The following is an 18,917-nucleotide window of genomic DNA, read 5'->3' on the forward strand; positions in this document are numbered from 1 at the left end:
CATAGACTAGTCACAGTCCATTGGCGTGCACAACGGACTATCGGTCGCGCCAGAGATCGTGCGCCTTGCGCATCACCGTGGGCAGGTCGCCCGGGCGGAAGGCATGTTTTTCCAGTACAATCAGGCCATCGGGCGCGCTTTCGGCAGGCAGCGGAGCCGTCCAGATGCGCAGGATCAGGTGGAAATGTGTGAACGTGTGTCGCACCTCTCCGGTCAGCATTTGCCAACCCGCCTCGAACGGCGGCGATTCATCCGGCGCGTCCGACCAGTCCGAGCCCGGCCAGCCCAGCATTCCGCCCAGTAGCCCCTTGTCGGGGCGGCGCTCCAGCAGAAGTGCACCGTTGTCGCTTTGGGCGATATAAACATGGCCGTATCGCGTGGGTTTCGGCTTTTTTGGTGTCTTGCGTGGCAGGTCGGGCTGCGTTCCGGCTGCGCGGGCCTGACAGGGGTCGCGCAGGGGGCAGATTCCGCAGGCCGGAGATTTCGGTGTGCAGATCGTGGCGCCCAGATCCATCACCGCCTGCGCATAATCTCCGGGCCGCGTGTCCGGCGTCAGCGCGGCGGCCTTGTCCTTGAGCAAGGGTTTCGAACCGGGCAGGGGGTCGTGAATGTCGTAAAGGCGGGCCATGACCCGTTCGACGTTACCGTCCAGCACCGTCTCGGGTTGGTCGAAGGCGATGGCTGATATGGCGGCGGCGGTATAGGGGCCGATGCCGGGCAGTTTTAGCAGGGCCTCGTAAGTGTCGGGGAAAGTACCGCCATGGTCATCAGCGACAACCCGCGCGCATTTCAGCAGGTTGCGGGCGCGGGCGTAGTAGCCCAGCCCGGCCCATTCACCCATGACCTGATCATCGGGCGCGGCGGCCAGGGCCTGAACCGTCGGCCAGCGCGATGTGAACCGCATGAAATAGTCGCGCACAGCGGCCACGGTTGTCTGTTGCAGCATCACCTCGGACAGCCAGACGCGATAGGGATCCGGCACCACCCCTGCGGCCCGATCCGCAGGCCCGACACGCCAGGGCATTTCACGGGCGTGGCGGTCGTACCAGTCCAGCAGAGCACCGCTCAGGCCTTGTTGAATAGAGTCACGCAAGTTTTATCTATCTCCCTGTCGGGTTTCGCTGGCGCCCGGTGTCACGCCCTTTACAATAGCGGCGCAGGAGTTGGAAACCAGATGCAGCGCAGACGTTCTTCGACCCGCGGGTTCAAACGCACCGCGACATTGCTGAACGGACAGATTCGGCGCGCCGGGGAAAGCCGGGGCTTTGCCGTATCGCGCCTGCTGACCCACTGGGCCGAGATCGTGGGCCAGGACCTGGCTTCGATCGCGCGCCCCGTAAAGGTGGGCTATGGCAGGGAAGGGATCGGCGCGACGCTGACCGTTCTGACCACCGGCCCGCAGGCCCCGATGCTTGAGATGCAAAAGGAACAACTGCGCGGCAAGGTGAACGCGGTTTATGGCTATAACGCCATCAGCCGTGTGCGCATCACCCAGACCGCTCCGACAGGATTTGCCGAGGGGCAGGCCAGTTTCGATCACAAACCGAAACCGGCGAAACCCAAGATTGACCCAGAGATCGAGGCCGAGGCAGGCCGGACCGCACGCGACGTTCACGACGGTGATCTGCGCGCGGCCCTTGAACGTCTGGGCCGCAATGTTTTATCCAAGCAAAAACGCTGAGAAAGGGCTGAGAAATGAGCCGTATCGCAACTGGAATCTGCGCGGCGGTCGCCATCGCCGCAGGCGGCTATTGGCTGTCGCTGTCAAATTCCTCTCCGTCTTATCCGCTGATCGGTAGTGCCGAGGCGCAAGAGGCTGATCTGGACACCTCGACCATTGTCGAGATGGTGCAGGGCGCCGAGGATGCACCGGTCGAGATCATCGAATATGCCTCCTACACCTGCCCGCATTGCGCCACCTTCCATCAGGGCGCCTACAAGCAGATGAAGAAGGATTTCATCGACACCGGCAAGGTCAAGTTCATCTACCGCGAGGTGTATTTCGACCGCTACGGCCTGTGGGCCTCGATGGTGGCGCGCTGTGGCGGCCCCGAAAAGTTCTTTGGCATTTCCGACCTGATCTTTGAAGGCCAGTCCGAATGGGTCAAAGCCGGCGGTCCGGCCGAGATCGTGGAAGAGCTGCGCAAGATCGGCCGTCTGGCCGGTATCGACAACGATCAGCTTGAGGCCTGCTTGCAGGACGGTACCCGCGCCCAGACACTGGTGGCCTGGTATCAGGAGAACGCCGAGCGTGACGGCATTCAGGCAACCCCATCCTTCATCGTGAACGGCAAGAAGGTCGACAACATGTCCTATGCCGATTTCAAGACGCTGATCGAAGCAGAGCTGGGTAGCTAACTGGCTTATGCGACCGGCTCAATCCGGGCCGGTCGCCTTTCACGGCGACGGGGCAATTTGCTTCAGCATCTGCCGGACCTTGTCGGCCTCATCCACGTTCAGACGAACAGGTAGCGTCACGACTTTGCTGCGGAACGCGGCGGGCAGGCGCACGGCATCTTTTTCCGTTGTCACCATCTGCGCGCCCAATAGCCGGGCTTCGTTTTCCAGTCGCGTCATCAGCGCCGGTGTCAGCGGCTGATGATCGTCCAACGCCTCGGCCCGCAGCAGTTTCGCGCCTTGCTGGCGGAGGGTGCGAAAGAATTTTTCAGGGTACCCGATGCCTGCAAAGGCCAGAACGGGCGTGTCAGTCCAATCCATACCGGTCTGCAAGGGTGCGACCTCACCGGTGACATGGGGCACCTTCAGGGCCGCGCTCCAACGATCTGCGAACTGCGCCTGAGACGCCGCATCCCCCAGTGACAGCACCAGATCGGCGCGTTGCAATCCAACATCGACGGGTTCACGCAAGGGGCCAGCGGGCAGGCACAGGCCATTGCCAAAACCGCGCGCCGCATCCACCGCGATGACCGAGAAATCCTTGACGACCGAGGGGTTCTGAAACCCGTCATCCAGTACAATCACCGTGGCCCCGGCCTCGGCGGCGGCACGGGCTCCGGCGGCACGGTCCTTGGCCACCCAGACCTCGGCAAAGGCGGCCAGCAGCAGTGGCTCGTCCCCGACCTGCGCGGCGCTGTGCTTGGCAGGATCAACGCGCACCGGGCCTTCCAGTGACCCGCCATGGCCGCGCGTCACCACATGGGTTGTGTGCCAGGCGTCGCGCAGCTGTTCGATCACCCAGATCACGGTCGGGGTCTTGCCGGTTCCACCCGCGTTCAGGTTGCCGATGCAGATCACCGGTACGCCCGGTTTGACACCGGGGCCCGAGGCCACCCGGCGCGCGGTTGCGGCCGCATAGATACGCCCCAGCGGTGCCAGCAATCTGGCGCGCAGGTCCAGCCCATCAGGGGCGGTGTTCCAGAAATCAGGTGCCCGCATCATCTGTCCCCCGTTGATCCAGACAGTCTTGCACCATGTCGATCAGCTGATCCGTCTGTGGTGCGCCCTCGGATACGATCTGCCACCCCGCCAGCGCCATGTCCGCAGCGCGATCCGGCGACAGCATCTCGACCACGGCGTCGCCCAGTTCGGTTGCGGTTTTGACCCTGCGCGCGGCGTCGGCGCGATCCAGCTGATCGTATATCTGCTGATGGCGATGCACAAACGGCCCGTGGATGATAGACGAACCGAGCGCTGCGGCAACAAGCGGATCGTGTCCACCCGCGCCGCGTTCCAGCGAACTGCCCATGAACGTGACGGGTGAAATCCGGTGCCACAGGCCCAGGTCCTCGGGTTCGGCCGACAGGATGACCTGCGTGGTGTCTTCGACCTGCCCGTCGGTGTCCCAGTTGGCACAACGCAGGTCCATCGACTCAAGGCGCCGGTGCAAGGGCTCGGCCTCGGCCGTGTCCGCGACATGCAGCACCAGCGTCAGCCGGGGCAGGATTCGCAGCGCCTGACGATGGGCGCTGAGGACCGAGATGAACTCTTTGTCCAGCACGCAGGCGGCCAGCCAGACCAGTCGACCCGCCAGGGCATGAGTGGTTTCGATCAACTCGTCTTCGGGCCAGGGCTTCGGGTTCGGGCTGACATGCAGAGGCGGAGATTCACGGACCTTGCTCGATGCAACGCCAAGGCGACGGATCGTGCGGGCGGTCTCGGATGTCTTGGTCAGGATCGATTGGAAACAGTCCAGCGTATAGCGGGTGATATCGGGTAGCCATCGCGCTCCGCGTGCAATCTTGATGTCGATCTGCGCCTCGATCAGGATCAGGGGAATGCCGCGTTCCTCGGCGCGGGTGATCACGTTGGGCATCAGCCCGCCCCCGACCCAGAGGCCGATATCGGGGCGCCAGTGATCCAGAAACGTCCGCGCCGCACCGGTCTGTTCCAGGGGCAGGTTCACCAGCGGGTAATCTCCCTGATCCCAGCGCCGCAGATCGGCCTCGGGCGGGGCCGTCAGCAACACGTTCAGGGACGGGCGGGCCTGTTGCAGCCGGCGGCAGAAATCGGTCACCACGCGTTGACGGTGCTGGGTGCTGATATGCACCCAGATCAGCTCGCCCTCGGGGCGGGGCACGTTGGGCTGACCGACCGTGTTGGGCACGCCCCAGGACAGCACCCGATACGCCGCAAGGCTGAGAGAGCGCGGCTTGCTCATGGGTGGATACCGGTGCTGTCCGGGTCAAGCCGTGCGCGCAGGGCATCGTGCAGCGCCGGACCCGCCGCGATCACGCCGTTCAGGCGCGGATGGGCGTTGTTGAACCGCAAGGGCTGGCCATTACGGTCCGAACAGGTGCCGCCCGCCTCGCGGATGATCAGATCTCCGGCGGCGATATCCCATTCCCAGCTGGGTCTGAGCGTCAGCATCCCGTCAAACCGCCCCTGGCCAACAACGGCCATGCGATAGGCCAGTGAGGGACGGTAGACCCGTTGGAATTCGGGTACCTGACCATGCAACCAATGGCGCGGGTCCAGATTGGGTCTGGCGGCCAAAATCTCGGCGGTTTCCATGTCCGAGGCCCCGGACACCCGGATCGCCGCACCGTTCAGCGTCGCGCCTTCGCCTTTGGCGGCGGCAAAGAGCAGGTCGCGTTGCGGCAGGTAAATCACTGCGGCAGTGACTTCGCCCTCTTTGGCGACGGCAAGCGAATGCGCCCATGTACGGGAGCCTTCGGCAAAGCTGCGGGTGCCGTCAATCGGATCGATGATGAACACGCGGTCGCGGGTCAGCCGGGCGGTGGAATCCTCGGTCTCTTCGCTCAGCCAGCCATAGCCGGGCCGGGCCGAGGGCAAGCGCTGTTCCAGCATGGCGTTGACGGCCAGATCGGCCTCGGTCACCGGGCCTGCCCCATCGGGTTTGTCCCAGCGCTGCGCCGTGGTGCCCGAGTATCGGGTGGCGATTTTTCCGGCCTCTAACGCCGCGTCAATCAGAAGGGGCAGGTCAGTTGCCGGCAAGTGTCATTCCTTCGATCAGCACCGAAGGCACCACCCGCGACAGGTAGGGCCGCGCATCGTTTGCCGGGATGATCCGTTTCAGCATGTCGCGCAGATTGCCCGCGATGGTGCATTCATTGACCGGGTGGGTGATCTCTCCGTTTTCCACCCAGAACCCCGAGGCGCCGCGCGAATAGTCACCCGTGTTGGGGTTGATGGTGGACCCGATCATTGACGTCACCAGCAGCCCTGTACCCATGTCTCGCAGCAGGTCCTCGCGGCTTTGGGTGCCCTGCGTCAGACTCAGGTTCCAGTTGCTGGGCGAAGGCGGCCCGGACACGCCGCGCGCCGCGTTGCCGGTTGATGTCATGTCCAGCTTGCGTGCGCTGGCCAGGTCCAGGGTCCAGCCGGTCAGAACGCCGTTTTCGACAATAGCACGCCGCCGCGTCGCCAGCCCTTCAGCATCGAAAGGACGCGAGCCTGCGATACGCGGGCGGTGCGGGTCTTCGATCAGCGACAGATGCTCGGGCAGCACCTGTTCGCCCAGAGAATCCTTCAGCCACGAGGCACCCCGCGCAATGGCGGCGCCGTTGCTGGCCGCCAGCAGGTGACCGATCAGCGAGGATGAAATGCGCTCGTCAAACAGGACCGGAAAGGTGCCGGTCGCGGGCTTTTGCGCGCCTATCAGGGACACGGCGCGTTCGCCTGCGGTAAGGCCGATCTCGGCAGGGTTGCGCAGGTCGCTTTGGAAGGTGCGGCTGTCACCGTCATAGTCACGCTCCATCCCGGTGCCTTCGCCCGAGATCGCCACGCAAGAGGTCGAGCGGCTGCTGCGGGCATAGCCGCCGGAAAACCCGTTGGTCGCCGCCAGATGCACGCGATGGGTGCCATAACCCGCCGCCGCGTCAGAGACCTTTGACACCCCCTGAACCGCCAGTGCTGCGGCTTCGGCCTCCAGCGCGTCGCGCATCAAGTTTTCGGCCGCCGGTTCCGGGGTCGGGTCGAACAGTTCCAACGCGGGCAAGTCCCAGCTGCTTGCCAGTTGCTCTGCATCGGCCAGACCGGTGAACGGGTCCTCGGGCGCTTCACGCGCCATAGCCACGGCGCGTTCGGCCATCGCGGTCAGGGTCTCAGGCCGGCTGTCCGAGCTGGACACGATGGCCTGCCGCTGGCCCAGGAACACCCGCAGGCCCAAATCGGTGCCTTCCGAGCGTTCGGCATGTTCCAGCGCGCCGCCCCGTACCTCGACCGAGACCGAAGAGCCGTCGATCACGATGGTATCCGCCGCATCCGCCCCGGCTGTGCGGGCCGCATCCAGCAGGGATTGGCTGATCTCTTCAGGTGTTCGGGTCATGCGGCCTCCGGTCTTTATGCATTGGACCTAGCCTTGGACCGTCCGACCCGCAAGACCTGCGACTGTTTTGTCTTTGTCGCACACACGCTGCAGAGGTAAAATAATTCCCGATTTCCAATCAATCCTGCTGCGGTGGCGACAGCCTTGATCTAAAAGGTCCTGCAAGGCGATAACGTTAAAGCTGATTAACGGGGCACACGGGCAGGATACTTCATGAGTGACTTTCACGAACTGCGGGGCGTCAAGCTTCCGGATGATCCGAGTATCATCACGCCACAGGTCAAACGGGCCATTCTGGCGGGGCGCTATGAAAAGGACGAAGTCGAAGGCCTTCCCAAGTTTATTGAACAAGACGATCGCGTGGTCGAACTCGGTGCCGGGATTGGTTTTATCTCATCTTTTCTTGCCACACAGCTGGGTGTTCGATCCGTGATGTGTGTGGAGGCGAACCCAAGCCTGTGCGAGTTCATAGCGCGGGCCCATGCAGCAAACGGGATTTCAAACGTCGACGTGCTGAATGCGGTTGCCCTGAGCGATTCCCAGAGCCCGGGCACCTCTACCTTCTACGTTCGAGAGCCCTTCTGGTCTTCGTCCCTGGATCCCAAGCCGGATTATGTCAAAGAGGTCAGTGTGCCCGAGCGGTACCTGTCGGAAATACTGGACGAGTTTGATGCCAACGTTCTGATCGTCGATATCGAAGGTGGCGAGAAAAACCTGTTCGACGGGGCCAATCTGGCGCGGGTTCAGAAAGTCTACCTTGAAGTCCACACGCGCAAAATCGGCCTTCGCGGGATAAAAGCCTGTTTCGATCATTTGTCGGCGCTGGGATTTGCCTATGATCAACGTGTCAGCAGGGGCGGGTCTGTTCTGTTCCGCCGCATTGGCCGCCGATAGGTCTGTTTGTCGGGAAGGCAGTCAAACCGCCTTCCCGATCGATTTTATTTGATGCGCTGACCATTGGCCAGAATCTGGCCGTCTTCGGTGAATTCGATTTTCGAATTCAGCGTGTCGGGCTCATCCCCCGGAACCGCCATCAGGCCCATCATCATCCGGGCACCCATCGCGTCGCTTTCCTGAAGCAGGCCCATGCCGATCAGTTTGTCGATCAGCGCATTGGCCCCCACCAGTTGCAGGTTCGCCACGCCCGAAGGTGCAGGCATTCCGTCAAACTCTTCGGTATTTGAATTGTCGAAGGTAAAGTCCGCGTCACCGGTCAGTTTCGCACCAACCAGCGATACCAGCAATTCGTTGATCTTCAGCGAGTTCAGCTCACCCGGCGCGTCACCGGATTCCTCCATCGCCTCGATCGAGGCCGGATCGAAGAAGTTGGTCAGGATCTTGGCCGTGCCGGTGGTGTCTAGTGCAATGGTGGCGGGGTCGCGCGGCAGCGCTCCGGCCGGGTCGAAAATGCTCCACAACACGTCCGACATGGTGAAGTCCGTCAGGTTCAAGGCGAACCCAAAGGGCTGCTCTTCCTCGGATTGCTTCAGTGGGAACTCGAAGCTCACACCGGTCTTGGCCATCGCGATTTCAATCGGGAACGGCAGGTCGGCCGTGGTCACCGCCAGTTTTGCGTTGTTCTGTTCGATGTCATAGGCCAGGCGCTGTTCGTCCAGACTGGCGCCGAACCGCCCGCCCTGGGATTCGCTGCCCATCGAGAACGCCTGACCTTCGCTGGTCCCGTCAATGGCGGTGTTGCCCGAGCCATAGGTGAACAGGCCCGAGAACGAGGTGTCGCCCTGGAAAAAGCTTGCCGGGTCCGAGCCATCGAAATCAGACGGGATCACGCTGAGGCCTTCAAAGGTCAGTGTGTCCATCGATCCGACGATCTTGCCGTCATCCGATCCTTCGGGGTCATTGAACACCAGGTCATAGGTCAGGCCATCGGCGGTGAATTTCTGATCGACCTTGCGGTTTTCGCCGATTTTCATCTGCGAACTGCCTGCAAGGTTGCTCAGTTCGAAATCCATATCCAGAAGGTCTTCGGGCGCGGATTCCCCGTCAACTGTCAGGCCGCCCAGTTTCACGCCCAGGGTGGGTGCGGAATAGTCATAGGTCATGTCGTCCGGATCGCCCGAAACAAGCATTTCCAGCCCGGTGTGATAATATTCGATGTCGACGGCAAACGCCTCGCCCTCTTCTTCACCCGTTACGGTCATGGGGAAGTTTTCGGGCAGGCCGATGCTGACCGTACCGTCGCCGTTTTCGGTCAGGGTCATTTGCGGCACGGTGACCTGGAATGCACCGTCGCTGTCCGGCACCGTCATGGCCACGTTCATATCCGAGATGGTGGTCACATTGCCCGATACGGACTGTTCGGCCGAAACCGCGTACCCCATCTGGGTCAGATAGGCCTGCCAGTCATCCCAGACCTGCTGTGCGGTGACATCGGCAAGCGCCCCTTGGGTGACAACGGCATAAGCCAGGACTGCGCCGCAGCTGCGGCGAACGAAAACGGACATTTGAGAACCCTTCTTGATCAATTTTGCGGGCATCGTCGTGTCTGTGGCGCCGGGCGTCAAGGGGCAAGGGCTGGACCCGTTCCCCGTTGGCGCGGTACAGATTCACACAATCTCAAAACTACGGAGCTACAGAGGTCACATGCAGGGGAAAACCGTACTGATAACAGGGGCCAGCCGCGGCATCGGGGCCGAAGCAGGGCGCGTATTTGCCGCAGCCGGTGCCAATGTCGCTTTGGTCGCACGCAATCGTGATCAGATCGGGGCGCTGGCCGATGCGCTGGGCGAAAACGCCATCGCGCTGCAATGCGATGTCAGCGATTTCGCACAAGTCGAACAGGCGGTTGCCGATTGCGTCGACCGGTTCGGCGGGCTGGACGTTCTGATCGGAAATGCAGGCGTCATTGATCCGATCTTCCATCTGTCCAGTGCCGATGTCGCGGCGTGGGGCGCGGCCATCGACATCAACCTCAAAGGTGTTTTCTACGGAATGCGCGCGGCCCTGCCCGTCATGCGCGCCGCAGGCGGGGGCACGGTGATCACCGTTTCTTCGGGGGCAGCGACCAACCCGATTGAAGCCTGGAGCCATTATTGCGCCTCAAAAGCGGGGGCCAAGATGCTGACGGAATGCCTGCATCTTGAGGAATCCATTCACGGCATCCGCGCCATGGGCTTGTCACCGGGCACCGTGGCCACGGATATGCAGCGTGCCATCAAGGCCAGCGGCATCAACGCGGTCAGCCAGCTGGACTGGAGCGATCACATCCCCGCTGATTGGCCGGCGCGGGCGCTGCTGTGGATGTGCTCGGCGGATGCGGACGAATTCCTGGGCACAGAAATCTCGCTGCGGCGTGAAGATATCCGGCAAAGGGTTGGGCTGACGTGATCGAGCTGACCAAGGATGACGGGTTGTGGACCGTCACGCTCAACAATCCGCAAAAGGCCAATGCCTTGACCGAAGCGATGCTGACCGAACTGGCCGAGATCGCCGAGGCCGCCACCGAGGCGCGCGCCCTGATCCTGACAGGTGCAGGCAAGGTGTTCAGCGCCGGGGCCGATCTGGACGAGGCGCGCGCCGGGTTGGCGACCTCGGACGTGTGGGAAAGGCTTTCGGGCGCTATCGCCGCTCTGCCATGCCTGACAGTCGCCGCCCTGAATGGAACGCTTGCGGGCGGGGCCAACGGGATGGTGCTGGCCTGTGACCTTCGCATCGCGGTGCCGCAGGCCAAGTTCTTCTACCCGGTCATGAAGCTGGGCTTTCTGCCGCAACCATCGGACCCGGTGCGCATGGCTGCCCTGATCGGCCCGGCGCGGACCAAGATGATTTTGATGGCGGGGCAGAAGATCACAGCGGATGAGGCCTATACCTTTGGGTTGGTCGACCGCGTGGTTGACCCCGACAGGCTGATGCCGACGGCGCATGAACTGGTGGCGGACAGCCTGGCCGCCGACCCCCGGATTGCCGCCGGTATTGCAAGGATGTGTCAATGAGATTGTCTGCTGTGCTGCTACGTGTCGCCGACCCGGACCGGCTGACCGCCTTTTACGCGGATGTTCTGGGCATGTCCGGGCGGGCCCAGGGATCGAACCGCCGTGTTGGTTATGGTGGTCAGGACGCCGATCTGCTGCTGATGCCGGGTGGCGGGGGTTACACCCATGACGGTGGACAGAGGTATTGGAAGATCGGGATCACCGTGCCGGATGTCGATCTTGCCGCCGCGTATCTGCGTCACAAAGGGGTTGAGGTCTCGGACCCGAAACAGTTCCTCGACATCGGCTATATGTGCCATCTGAAAGACCCCGAAGGTTTTGTGATCGAGCTGCTGCAACATGACTTTCAGGGCAACCGCCCCGAAAATGCGGCCGACCCGGCCGACCCGTTCGCCAAGGCCTGTATCGGTCAGATCACCTTGCGCACCGGGGATATCGCGGCCGAGGATGCGTTCTGCCGCGCGCAGGGAATGCGTCTTTTGTCAGTGCAGGAAGTGGATCAGTACGGGTTCGACCTGCATTTCTATGCCTTCACAGACGAGGTGCCACCGAACCCGGACCTCTGGTCGGTCGAAAACCGCGAATGGCTGTGGAAACGCCCCTATACCACGTTGGAATTCCAACATCTTGCGGGCGCGCAATTCGCACCGGCACCGGATTATCGCGGGTTGGAGGTTCAGGGGCTGACGGCATCCCTCCGCGATGCCTTTGGCGACCCGGTGCGCTCCGGCTGATCACCGCCCCCGCCGCTTGCCCGGCACTTTCGAGCGAAAACCGGGCGGGCGTTTGCGGATCCAGTTCAGGAATTTCTCCAGCCTAGGATGGGTGCGCAGCGCCTCAACCGTATTGAAGCTGCGCGCCAGTTCGGCCTCGGACAGGGCGGCGTGCACCTCTTTGTGGCAGATGATGTGCAGCAAAACCGTGGGACCGCCCTTGCCCCCTTTGAGTTTTGGGATCAGATGGTGCAGGCTGCCGCCCCCATCCGGGATGGGGCGGTCACAAAGCGGGCAGATCGGTTCGTCGGTCGACATGGCAGGAACTAATTTGCGCCGGATGGCGCAGAAGGCAAGAGGACGGCAATGGCGCAGGCAGTGGTAATCGGGGCCGGACCCGCAGGCCTGATGGCGGCAGAGGAACTGGCTGCTGCGGGTCATGACGTGCTGGTGGCCGAGGCCAAGCCTTCTGTTGCGCGCAAGTTCCTGATGGCCGGAAAATCGGGTCTGAACCTGACCAAGGACGAACCGCTCGAGACTCTGATGCACGCCTATGGTGACGCCTCGGACTGGCTGCGCCCGATGCTTGCCGGGTTCGATGCCGCCGCTGTGCAGGACTGGGCGCGCGAACTGGGGCAGCAGGTGTTCACCGGCTCGACGGGGCGGGTGTTTCCCACGGCGATTAAAGCCTCGCCTTTGTTGCGCGCGTGGCTGAGGCGGCTGGAATCAGCTGGCGTTCAAATTAAAACCCGCTGGCGTTGGTTGGGATGGGACGGCGATGCGCTGTTGTTCGAAACCGTGGACGGCCAGAAAAGCACCACACCGGATGTCACCGTGCTTGCACTGGGCGGGGCCAGCTGGGCGCGGCTGGGATCGGATGGCCAGTGGGCGCAAATCTTGCAGGACAAAGGTGGGGAGATTGCACCGTTCGCCCCTGCGAACTCGGCCCTGTCCGTCAATTGGAGCCCTCATATGCAGCCGCATTTTGGTGCGGCGTTGAAATCGGTGCGCTGGAGGGCCGGAGAACTGGACAGTCGCGGCGAGGCCACGATATCGGCGACCGGGCTTGAGGGCGGCGGGCTGTACTCTCTGACCCCGGCCCTGCGCGAGGGAGCCGATTTCTTTGTTGATCTGGTCCCTGATCTGGACGCGGCTTCTCTGCAGCAGCGGTTGGCCGCAAAGAGTTCAAAGACCACGCTGTCGCAATGGATGAAAAAGTCATTGAAACTGCCGCCGCAAAAGATCGCGCTATTCCACGAGATGATAAAGCGTTGTGCGCTTCCCAAGTCGCATGAGGCAACAGCAATCAAACACCTTCCTATCGTTGGTGCAGGGCTTCGCTCGATGGACGAAGCGATTTCAACGGCTGGCGGTGTCAGACAATCCGCAGTGGATGACGGGCTGATGCTGACCGCGCTGCCTGGTGTGTTCTGCGCCGGTGAGATGTTGGATTGGGAAGCCCCGACCGGGGGGTATCTGCTGACCGCCTGCATGGCGACGGGGAAATGGGCCGGGCAATCTGCGGCAGAGTGGGTGAACCGTTCAGCGTGACCGGGCCAGCATCGCCAGACGGATCATGGCGCGTTCGACCAGAGCCATCGCAGGGGCGGTTTGCCCCGCCGATCGCAACGACAGGTCGGTATCGGTGAGGACGGTCAGCGCCGTCTGCAGTTTCGGCGCACCCCAGCCCTGCGCCTGCCGCAATATCCGGTCGCGACGTTTGCCATACACCGGTGGGCGCAGCTTACCGATGCCCTGCGCCGCGCCACCCGGGTCGGACGCGCAAGCGTACAAAGTGCGGAAGTGCCGGGTTGCGCCGATGCACAGGCTGACCGCGTTGGTGCCCTGCGATTGCAGACGCCGGATCAGCGGGCCGATCTCGCCCGCGCGGCCCTCAGCAACCACGTTCAGAACATCGTCCAGCGCCGCCTCGGTCGAGCGGGGGGCGCAGGCCTCGATATCCTCAATGGTCAGTTCCGAACTGTCGCCACGTTTGTAGAGCGACAGTTTTTCAATGGATTGCGTAAAATCTCCGGGGCTGATTCCAGTGGCCAGCTCTGCAAGGGCCGACATCGAATCGCGGGGGATGGTCTGCAAACCGGCCTCGGTCAGGATCCGCTCGATCTCAGCGCGCGAAGGCGGGTCGTCGTAGATGCCGACCGCATAGGCCGCCGGATGCGCCTCGAACGCCTTGCGGATTTTCGAGCTGGGTTTCAGCTGCCCGGCAGTGACGATGATCTGAGCATCGCCCGGAGCCCAATCCTCGAACGCGGCGAGGATCGCGGGGGCGGCGACATCGGTGGTGTCTTCGACGAACACGGCGCGCGGGCCGGGGAAGAAGCCAACTGCCTTGACCGCGTCCAGCAACAGGGCCGGGTCACCGCGCAAATCTGCGCCCGGCATGCGGGTCAGGCGCATTTCCTCTTCGGCGCTGGGACCCAGAAGTGCGGCCAGAACCTGCTGCCGCTTCAGCGCCACGCGCATTGCATCCGCGCCATAAATCAGCAGCCCGGCCTTGCCGGCATCTGGCCGGGCGAAATACCCTTCAGCCTCGCGCGGGCTGAGCTTCATGTGCCAAGGCCCGGCGCGGCGTACAGCTCGGCTATGATCTGATCTGAAAGAATCACCATCAGCCGTTCTCTGGCGTCGCGTTCGTCGGCCAGTGTGGATACGGTCGAACCGGCCGCCGAATAGCCGACGAAATTGCTGACCGTGCCGGAGGCAATGACCTGACCGGTCGCATTCGACCGCAGGGCGTAATTCGCGCTGCCTTCGATAGTGTATCGGTTGGTCTCGTTCGTTGTGGTGATCGCAGCGGACCGGAATGCGGTCGAAACCCTCACATCCAGGTTGTATTCGCCGCCCGACGTTGCGCTGCGCCCCAGACGCTGTTCCAGATTCTGAACCAGCATATAGCTGTCGACCGAATTCGGAGCCGACACGGCGACCCTGCCATTCAAGGCCGCGCCCGAACCGCCGGGCGCGTAGACCGGTTCAAATCCGCAGGCGGCAAAGGCGAACGGCATCAACAACAGGGTTCTGCGATCAAACAACGACATTCACGATCCGGCCCGGGACAACGATTACTTTCTTCGGCGCATTGCCATCCAGCGCCTTTTGCACAGCTTCGGTGCTGAGCGCGATTTTTTCAACCTCGTCCTTGGCCAAATCCTTGGCCACGCTGATTTCCGCGCGGCGCTTGCCGTTGATCTGGATCGGCAGGGTGACAGTGTCATCGACCAGCATTGCCTCGTCGGCGACGGGCCACGGGGCGGTGGCGACCAGACCTTCGCCGCCCTGATGTGCCCAGATATCCTCGGCCAAGTGCGGTGTCATGGGTGACATCAGCTGTGCCAGCGTTTTGATCGCCTGCTTTTGAGCCGCTGCACCAGCCTTGGATTTTGCCAGCGTGTTCGTGAAGGCATAGAGCTTTGCAATCGCTGCGTTGAAACCAAAGCTCTCGACGCCGAGTGTCACGTCGTGGATGGTTTTGTGCATCTCGCGCAGCAGCTCTTGATCCCCTTCGCCTTTCGCGTCGGGCTCCATGGCGCCAATCTTGTCGCAGAGGTTCCAGACGCGGTTCAGGTGCTTATACGCGGCCTCGGCTCCGGCTGCGGTCCATTCCACATCCCTTTCCGGCGGCGAATCGGACAGAACAAACCAGCGCGCGGTATCTGCACCAAAGGCCGAGATGATGCTGACCGGGTCGACCACGTTTTTCTTGGATTTCGACATCTTGGCCGAGGGGATGATCTCGACCTCGGTACCGTCGGCCAGTTTGCCTTCGGTCACATCCTCGGGCAGGTGATAAACCGGGCGGCCATTGGCGTCGCGGGTCTGGTAGATCTCATGTGTCACCATACCTTGGGTGAACAGTGCATCGAACGGCTCGATCGCTTTTTTTGGCAGGTGGCCGGTGATCTGCATCGCCCGAGCGAAGAAGCGGGAATAAAGCAGGTGGAGAATCGCGTGCTCGATCCCGCCGATATACTGGTCGACATTCATCCAGTATTCGGCCTCGGCCAGATCGGTCGGAGTTTCGGCGCGCGGGGCGGTGAAGCGGGCGAAATACCACGACGAATCGACGAATGTGTCCATCGTGTCGGTTTCGCGCTTGGCGGGCGCACCGCAGGACGGGCAGGCGCAGTCGCGCCAGGTCGGGTGGCGGTCCAACGGATTGCCCGGTTTGTCGAAGGTCACATCATCAGGCAGGCGGACCGGCAGATTCTCTTTCTTCTCGGGCACCACGCCGCAGGCGTCGCAATGCACAACGGGAATCGGGCAGCCCCAATAGCGTTGACGGCTCAGGCCCCAGTCGCGCAGGCGGTATTTGGTGACGCCTTCGCCCCAACCGGCTTTCTCGGCGAAATCGACGGTGGCGTTGATCGCCTCGTCACCCGTCGCCTCGGTCAGGCCCGCGAAATGGTCCACCCAGCGGACTTTCTCGGTTTTCGGCGGCACAAAGGCGATCTTGTCGACCGGAGTGTCATTATCCAGCGCAAAGAACGTATCGACCACGGGCAGGCCGTATTTGCGGCAGAAATCAAGGTCGCGCTGATCATGGGCCGGGCAGGCAAAGATCGCGCCGGTGCCGTAATCCATCAGGATGAAGTTGGCGATCCAGACCGGCAATTCCCAGCTCGGGTCTAGTGGATGTTTGACGCGGATGCCGGTGTCATAGCCCAATTTTTCGGCGGTTTCGATGGCCTCTTCCGTCGTGCCGCCCTTGCGGCATTCAGCCACGAATTCAGCCACTTCGGGGTTCTCGGCCTCCAACGCCTTGGCAATTGGATGATCCGGCGAGATACCGACGAAGGATGCACCCAGCAGCGTATCGGGGCGAGTCGTATAGACGGTGATCGGGTCGCCACCGTCGGTGCGTTCAAAGCCGAATTGCAGGCCGCGCGACTTGCCGATCCAGTTTTCCTGCATCAGGCGCACCTTGGCGGGCCAGTTCTCCAGCGTGTCCAGCGCCTCGAGCAGTTCTTCGGAATAGTCCGAGATCTTGAAGAACCATTGTGTCAGTTCGCGGCGTTCCACCAGCGCGCCCGAACGCCATCCGCGGCCGTTTTCCACCTGTTCGTTGGCCAGAACGGTCATGTCGACCGGGTCCCAGTTCACCACGGCGTTCTTGCGGTAGACCAGTCCGGCTTCGAGCATATCCAGGAACAAAGCCTGCTGCTGGCCGTAATATTCCGGGTCGCAGGTGGCGAATTCGCGCGACCAGTCGATGGACAGGCCCAAGGGCTTCATCTGCCCGCGCATGTCGGCGATATTGCCATAGGTCCAGTCTTTTGGATGGCCGCCAATGGCCATCGCGGCGTTTTCCGCAGGCATCCCGAACGCGTCCCAGCCCATCGGATGCAGCACGTTGTGCCCGGTCGCCAGCTTGTGGCGCGCGATCACGTCGCCCATCGTATAGTTGCGCACATGCCCCATATGGATTCGGCCCGAGGGGTAGGGGAACATCTCAAGCACGTAATACTTGGGCTTGTCCGCCGTGCGGTCGGCGGTGAAGATTCCGGCCTTGTCCCAGGCCTCTTGCCATTTTGCTTCGATTTCGTTGGCCGAATAGCGAGACATCGTGCGGTCCTTCGTGAATGAAAACGCCGGGCATGAACCCGGCGTGGTAATATTGTGATTTTCTGCGGGTGGCTAGAGCTTGTTGTCCGCAATGCGCAACTGCCGTGCGCGGGACAGGATCGCATCTTCGATCGCGCGCGCCGTTGCCGCGCTGACCGGTGCGCCGCCGCTGGTTTGCAGCGACACTGACAAAGAGCGTGCCGCCAAGGCGGGGTCGCTGATATGTACGGTCGCGCGGTATTGGCGCCCGCCACCCGGAGGCGTGCCGTAACCCGTTACGATCACACCGGTAAACGGATCGACCTCCTGCACAGGCAGGAAATTCAGTACATCCAGCGAGGCCGCCCACAGATAGCGATTCACATTTGTGACCTGCTCGGCGTTTCTGTTGTCGAACAAATCCCAGATTGTCGAACGTTCCGGATCGTTGAGCTCTTGTTCATCAGAGTTACCGCCCGTGGCGACAACATTCGGATTAGGCGCCGCCCCCCGATTCTCTCCGCACGCCGACACGGCGGCAGTCATTATGATCAAACCGAAAATCGTCTGCAGGCGCATTGTCGACTGGTCCTGTTCACTTTGGTCTACATTGTCAGATGTTACTCCTAGACAAGGACCCGTTCTGCAACAACCCTATTATTGTCGCATAAGCGCGGGTTCCGTGCTGGTCCGGCCCGCAAAACAGACTGTGGCATCCTTGCACCAATTTTATGTCAATGCGCTCCATTCATTTATGCCAAGCTTGCGCGTCGGGGGCAAAAAGAGCGAAACGGTTCCCGTGCTGAGACATGTGCTGAGGCATATGTCGAGTAGATAAACTTTTTGAAACCGAGGGAAACAAGATGAAAAAAGTTCTCTTCGCATCGACCGCTCTGATCGCAACCGCAGGTGTTGCAGCGGCCGAAATTAACTTCAGCGGTTATGGCCGCTTTGGTATTGGCTACCTGGAAGACCGTACCGGTTCCGTCACCAACTTCGTGACCACGACCGGCGGCGGCATCACCACAGGTACCGGTACTGCAGCCACTGCAACCGTTGACACCGACGACGCAATCCTGGTCTCGCGCTTCCGTCTGAACATCGACGGCTCCGCAGAAACCGACGGTGGCGTTCAGTTCTCGGCTCGTGTTCGTCTGCAGGCAGACGAAAACTCCGCAACTGGCGAAGCAAACAACGCCCGTCTGAACGGCGCACGCTTCTCGGTTATCTTCGGTGGTCTGCGTGTTGACGCCGGCAACGTTGCTGGTTCGTTCGACAACCTGGCAAACTACTACGGTAACGAAGTTGGTCTGGAACTGTTCGCAGGTCAGTACTCGGGCGTTGACTACAGCTTCCTGAGCTATGTTTCGGGCGACAACCCGGGCGCAAACGCTGTGTTCTTCCAGTACGCTGTTGGCGACTTCGCCTTTGGCGCATCGTATGACCAGCAGACCGCAGCTCTGAACGGTGCGGCCGTTGACGCCGACCGTTGGGACGTGAGCGCGACCTACACCTTCAACAACATCACCGCAGCTGTTGCCTACGGTCAAACCGACCTGGGTGACTTCGGTCTGGAAGATCCGAGCCTGGCAGTTCTGACCCTGGGCGCAGAATTCGGCGACTTCTCGGGTACTCTGTTCCTTGCAGACGATAACACCGAAATCGACGCCACCGATGGTACCGCATGGGGTCTGTCGGCCGCCTACAACCTGGGCGCCGCAACCACCCTGCTGTTCACCTACGGTGACGGTAACGCCGACGCTGACACGCAAGAAGTTGCTGTTGGTGCGATCTACGACCTGGGCGGCGGTGCATCGCTGCGCGGTGGTATCGGTGTCAACGACTGCGACATCTGCAGCGACAGCCGCATCCAGGCTGACTTCGGTGCACAGTTCAACTTCTAAGTTGATCTGAAACCGCAAGGTTTTAGGGCAGGTCTTCGGG

The 18,917-nt window shown here is 61.9% G+C and carries 19 protein-coding genes; 8 read left to right on the forward strand and 11 right to left on the reverse strand.

Translation table 11 applies throughout. The annotated features are described in order from the left end of the window. Positions 1-37 precede the first annotated feature (37 nt). Complete coding sequence (gene mutY / locus ACR0NT_RS14360) at positions 38-1,093, reverse strand: A/G-specific adenine glycosylase (RefSeq protein ID WP_480443272.1); 1,056 nt, start codon at positions 1,091-1,093, stop codon at positions 38-40. 81 nt (positions 1,094-1,174) lie between these two features. Here mutY and ACR0NT_RS14365 point away from each other — a divergent pair, with 81 nt between their 5' ends. Further along, a complete protein-coding gene (locus tag ACR0NT_RS14365) occupies positions 1,175-1,681 on the forward strand; it encodes a DciA family protein (RefSeq protein WP_170673096.1) in 507 nt (168 codons plus the stop codon). Positions 1,682-1,695: 14 nt separating this feature from the next. Further along, positions 1,696-2,358: a DsbA family protein gene (locus ACR0NT_RS14370; RefSeq protein WP_170673099.1), complete on the forward strand. Its 663-nt coding sequence runs from the start codon at positions 1,696-1,698 to the stop codon at positions 2,356-2,358. Positions 2,359-2,397: 39 nt separating this feature from the next. On the opposite strand, the gene lpxK is transcribed toward ACR0NT_RS14370, so the two are convergent. Genes lpxK through ACR0NT_RS14390 form a run of 4 tightly spaced genes read right to left on the reverse strand, consistent with a single transcriptional unit; the run spans position 2,398 to position 6,748 of the window. Then, a complete protein-coding gene (gene lpxK, locus ACR0NT_RS14375) occupies positions 2,398-3,396 on the reverse strand; it encodes a tetraacyldisaccharide 4'-kinase (RefSeq protein ID WP_170673327.1) in 999 nt (332 codons plus the stop codon). Further along, a complete protein-coding gene (locus ACR0NT_RS14380) occupies positions 3,383-4,618 on the reverse strand; it encodes a glycosyltransferase N-terminal domain-containing protein (protein ID WP_170673102.1) in 1,236 nt (411 codons plus the stop codon). The genes lpxK and ACR0NT_RS14380 overlap by 14 nt, the downstream gene beginning before the upstream one ends. Next, on the reverse strand, positions 4,615-5,415 hold the full coding sequence (locus tag ACR0NT_RS14385; protein WP_170447077.1) for a 3'(2'),5'-bisphosphate nucleotidase CysQ: 801 nt from the start codon (positions 5,413-5,415) through the stop codon (positions 4,615-4,617). Before ACR0NT_RS14385 ends, ACR0NT_RS14380 begins: the two co-directional genes overlap by 4 nt. Beyond that, the gene (locus ACR0NT_RS14390) at positions 5,402-6,748 is read right to left on the reverse strand and encodes a TldD/PmbA family protein (protein WP_170673105.1); all 1,347 of its coding nucleotides are present in this window, start codon (positions 6,746-6,748) and stop codon (positions 5,402-5,404) included. Before ACR0NT_RS14390 ends, ACR0NT_RS14385 begins: the two co-directional genes overlap by 14 nt. Before the next feature lie 213 nt (positions 6,749-6,961). Here ACR0NT_RS14390 and ACR0NT_RS14395 point away from each other — a divergent pair, with 213 nt between their 5' ends. Beyond that, positions 6,962-7,642 (forward strand): FkbM family methyltransferase, encoded by a 681-nt coding sequence (locus ACR0NT_RS14395; RefSeq protein ID WP_170673108.1) that lies wholly within the window; start codon positions 6,962-6,964, stop codon positions 7,640-7,642. Positions 7,643-7,686: 44 nt separating this feature from the next. Here the strand turns inward: ACR0NT_RS14395 and ACR0NT_RS14400 are convergent, their stop codons facing one another. After that, positions 7,687-9,210, reverse strand: a complete 1,524-nt coding sequence (locus tag ACR0NT_RS14400; protein ID WP_170673111.1) for a DUF2125 domain-containing protein — start codon at positions 9,208-9,210, stop codon at positions 7,687-7,689. Between the two features lie 139 nt (positions 9,211-9,349). Between ACR0NT_RS14400 and ACR0NT_RS14405 the strand changes: the two genes are divergently transcribed. From ACR0NT_RS14405 to ACR0NT_RS14415, 3 genes are read left to right on the forward strand one after another with little or no spacing between them, the layout of a single operon-like run. Next, positions 9,350-10,093 (forward strand): SDR family oxidoreductase, encoded by a 744-nt coding sequence (locus tag ACR0NT_RS14405; RefSeq protein WP_170673114.1) that lies wholly within the window; start codon positions 9,350-9,352, stop codon positions 10,091-10,093. Next, entirely contained in the window at positions 10,090-10,698 is a 609-nt protein-coding gene (locus ACR0NT_RS14410) for an enoyl-CoA hydratase/isomerase family protein (protein ID WP_170673117.1), read from the forward strand. Before ACR0NT_RS14405 ends, ACR0NT_RS14410 begins: the two co-directional genes overlap by 4 nt. Then, complete coding sequence (locus ACR0NT_RS14415) at positions 10,695-11,432, forward strand: VOC family protein (RefSeq protein WP_170673120.1); 738 nt, start codon at positions 10,695-10,697, stop codon at positions 11,430-11,432. Before ACR0NT_RS14410 ends, ACR0NT_RS14415 begins: the two co-directional genes overlap by 4 nt. Here ACR0NT_RS14415 and ACR0NT_RS14420 read toward each other — a convergent pair whose 3' ends face one another. Continuing rightward, positions 11,433-11,729 carry an HNH endonuclease gene (locus ACR0NT_RS14420; protein ID WP_170673123.1) on the reverse strand — a complete coding sequence of 99 codons (297 nt, stop codon included), beginning with the start codon at positions 11,727-11,729 and terminating at the stop codon, positions 11,433-11,435. It abuts the gene before it with no gap. A gap of 48 nt (positions 11,730-11,777) precedes the next feature. On the opposite strand from ACR0NT_RS14420, the gene ACR0NT_RS14425 reads away from it, so the two are divergent. Continuing rightward, positions 11,778-12,962, forward strand: a complete 1,185-nt coding sequence (locus ACR0NT_RS14425) for a TIGR03862 family flavoprotein (RefSeq protein WP_170673125.1) — start codon at positions 11,778-11,780, stop codon at positions 12,960-12,962. Here the strand turns inward: ACR0NT_RS14425 and holA are convergent. The 4 genes from holA to ACR0NT_RS14445 all read right to left on the reverse strand — a co-directional run bounded on the left by holA (position 12,954) and on the right by ACR0NT_RS14445 (position 17,552). Beyond that, complete coding sequence (gene holA / locus ACR0NT_RS14430; protein WP_170673128.1) at positions 12,954-13,982, reverse strand: DNA polymerase III subunit delta; 1,029 nt, start codon at positions 13,980-13,982, stop codon at positions 12,954-12,956. The genes ACR0NT_RS14425 and holA overlap by 9 nt on opposite strands. After that, on the reverse strand, positions 13,979-14,470 hold the full coding sequence (lptE, locus tag ACR0NT_RS14435) for an LPS assembly lipoprotein LptE (RefSeq protein ID WP_170673130.1): 492 nt from the start codon (positions 14,468-14,470) through the stop codon (positions 13,979-13,981). Before lptE ends, holA begins: the two co-directional genes overlap by 4 nt. Further along, positions 14,457-16,994 (reverse strand): leucine--tRNA ligase, encoded by a 2,538-nt coding sequence (gene leuS, locus ACR0NT_RS14440; RefSeq protein ID WP_170673132.1) that lies wholly within the window; start codon positions 16,992-16,994, stop codon positions 14,457-14,459. The genes lptE and leuS overlap by 14 nt, the downstream gene beginning before the upstream one ends. A 72-nt stretch (positions 16,995-17,066) precedes the next feature. Further along, positions 17,067-17,552 carry a DUF3576 domain-containing protein gene (locus tag ACR0NT_RS14445; RefSeq protein ID WP_170447052.1) on the reverse strand — a complete coding sequence of 162 codons (486 nt, stop codon included), beginning with the start codon at positions 17,550-17,552 and terminating at the stop codon, positions 17,067-17,069. A gap of 284 nt (positions 17,553-17,836) precedes the next feature. Between ACR0NT_RS14445 and ACR0NT_RS14450 the strand changes: the two genes are divergently transcribed. Further along, positions 17,837-18,877, forward strand: a complete 1,041-nt coding sequence (locus ACR0NT_RS14450; RefSeq protein ID WP_170447050.1) for a porin — start codon at positions 17,837-17,839, stop codon at positions 18,875-18,877. The last annotated feature ends 40 nt before the right edge of the window (positions 18,878-18,917 follow it).

Source organism: Ruegeria sp. AB10, assembly GCF_056542745.1.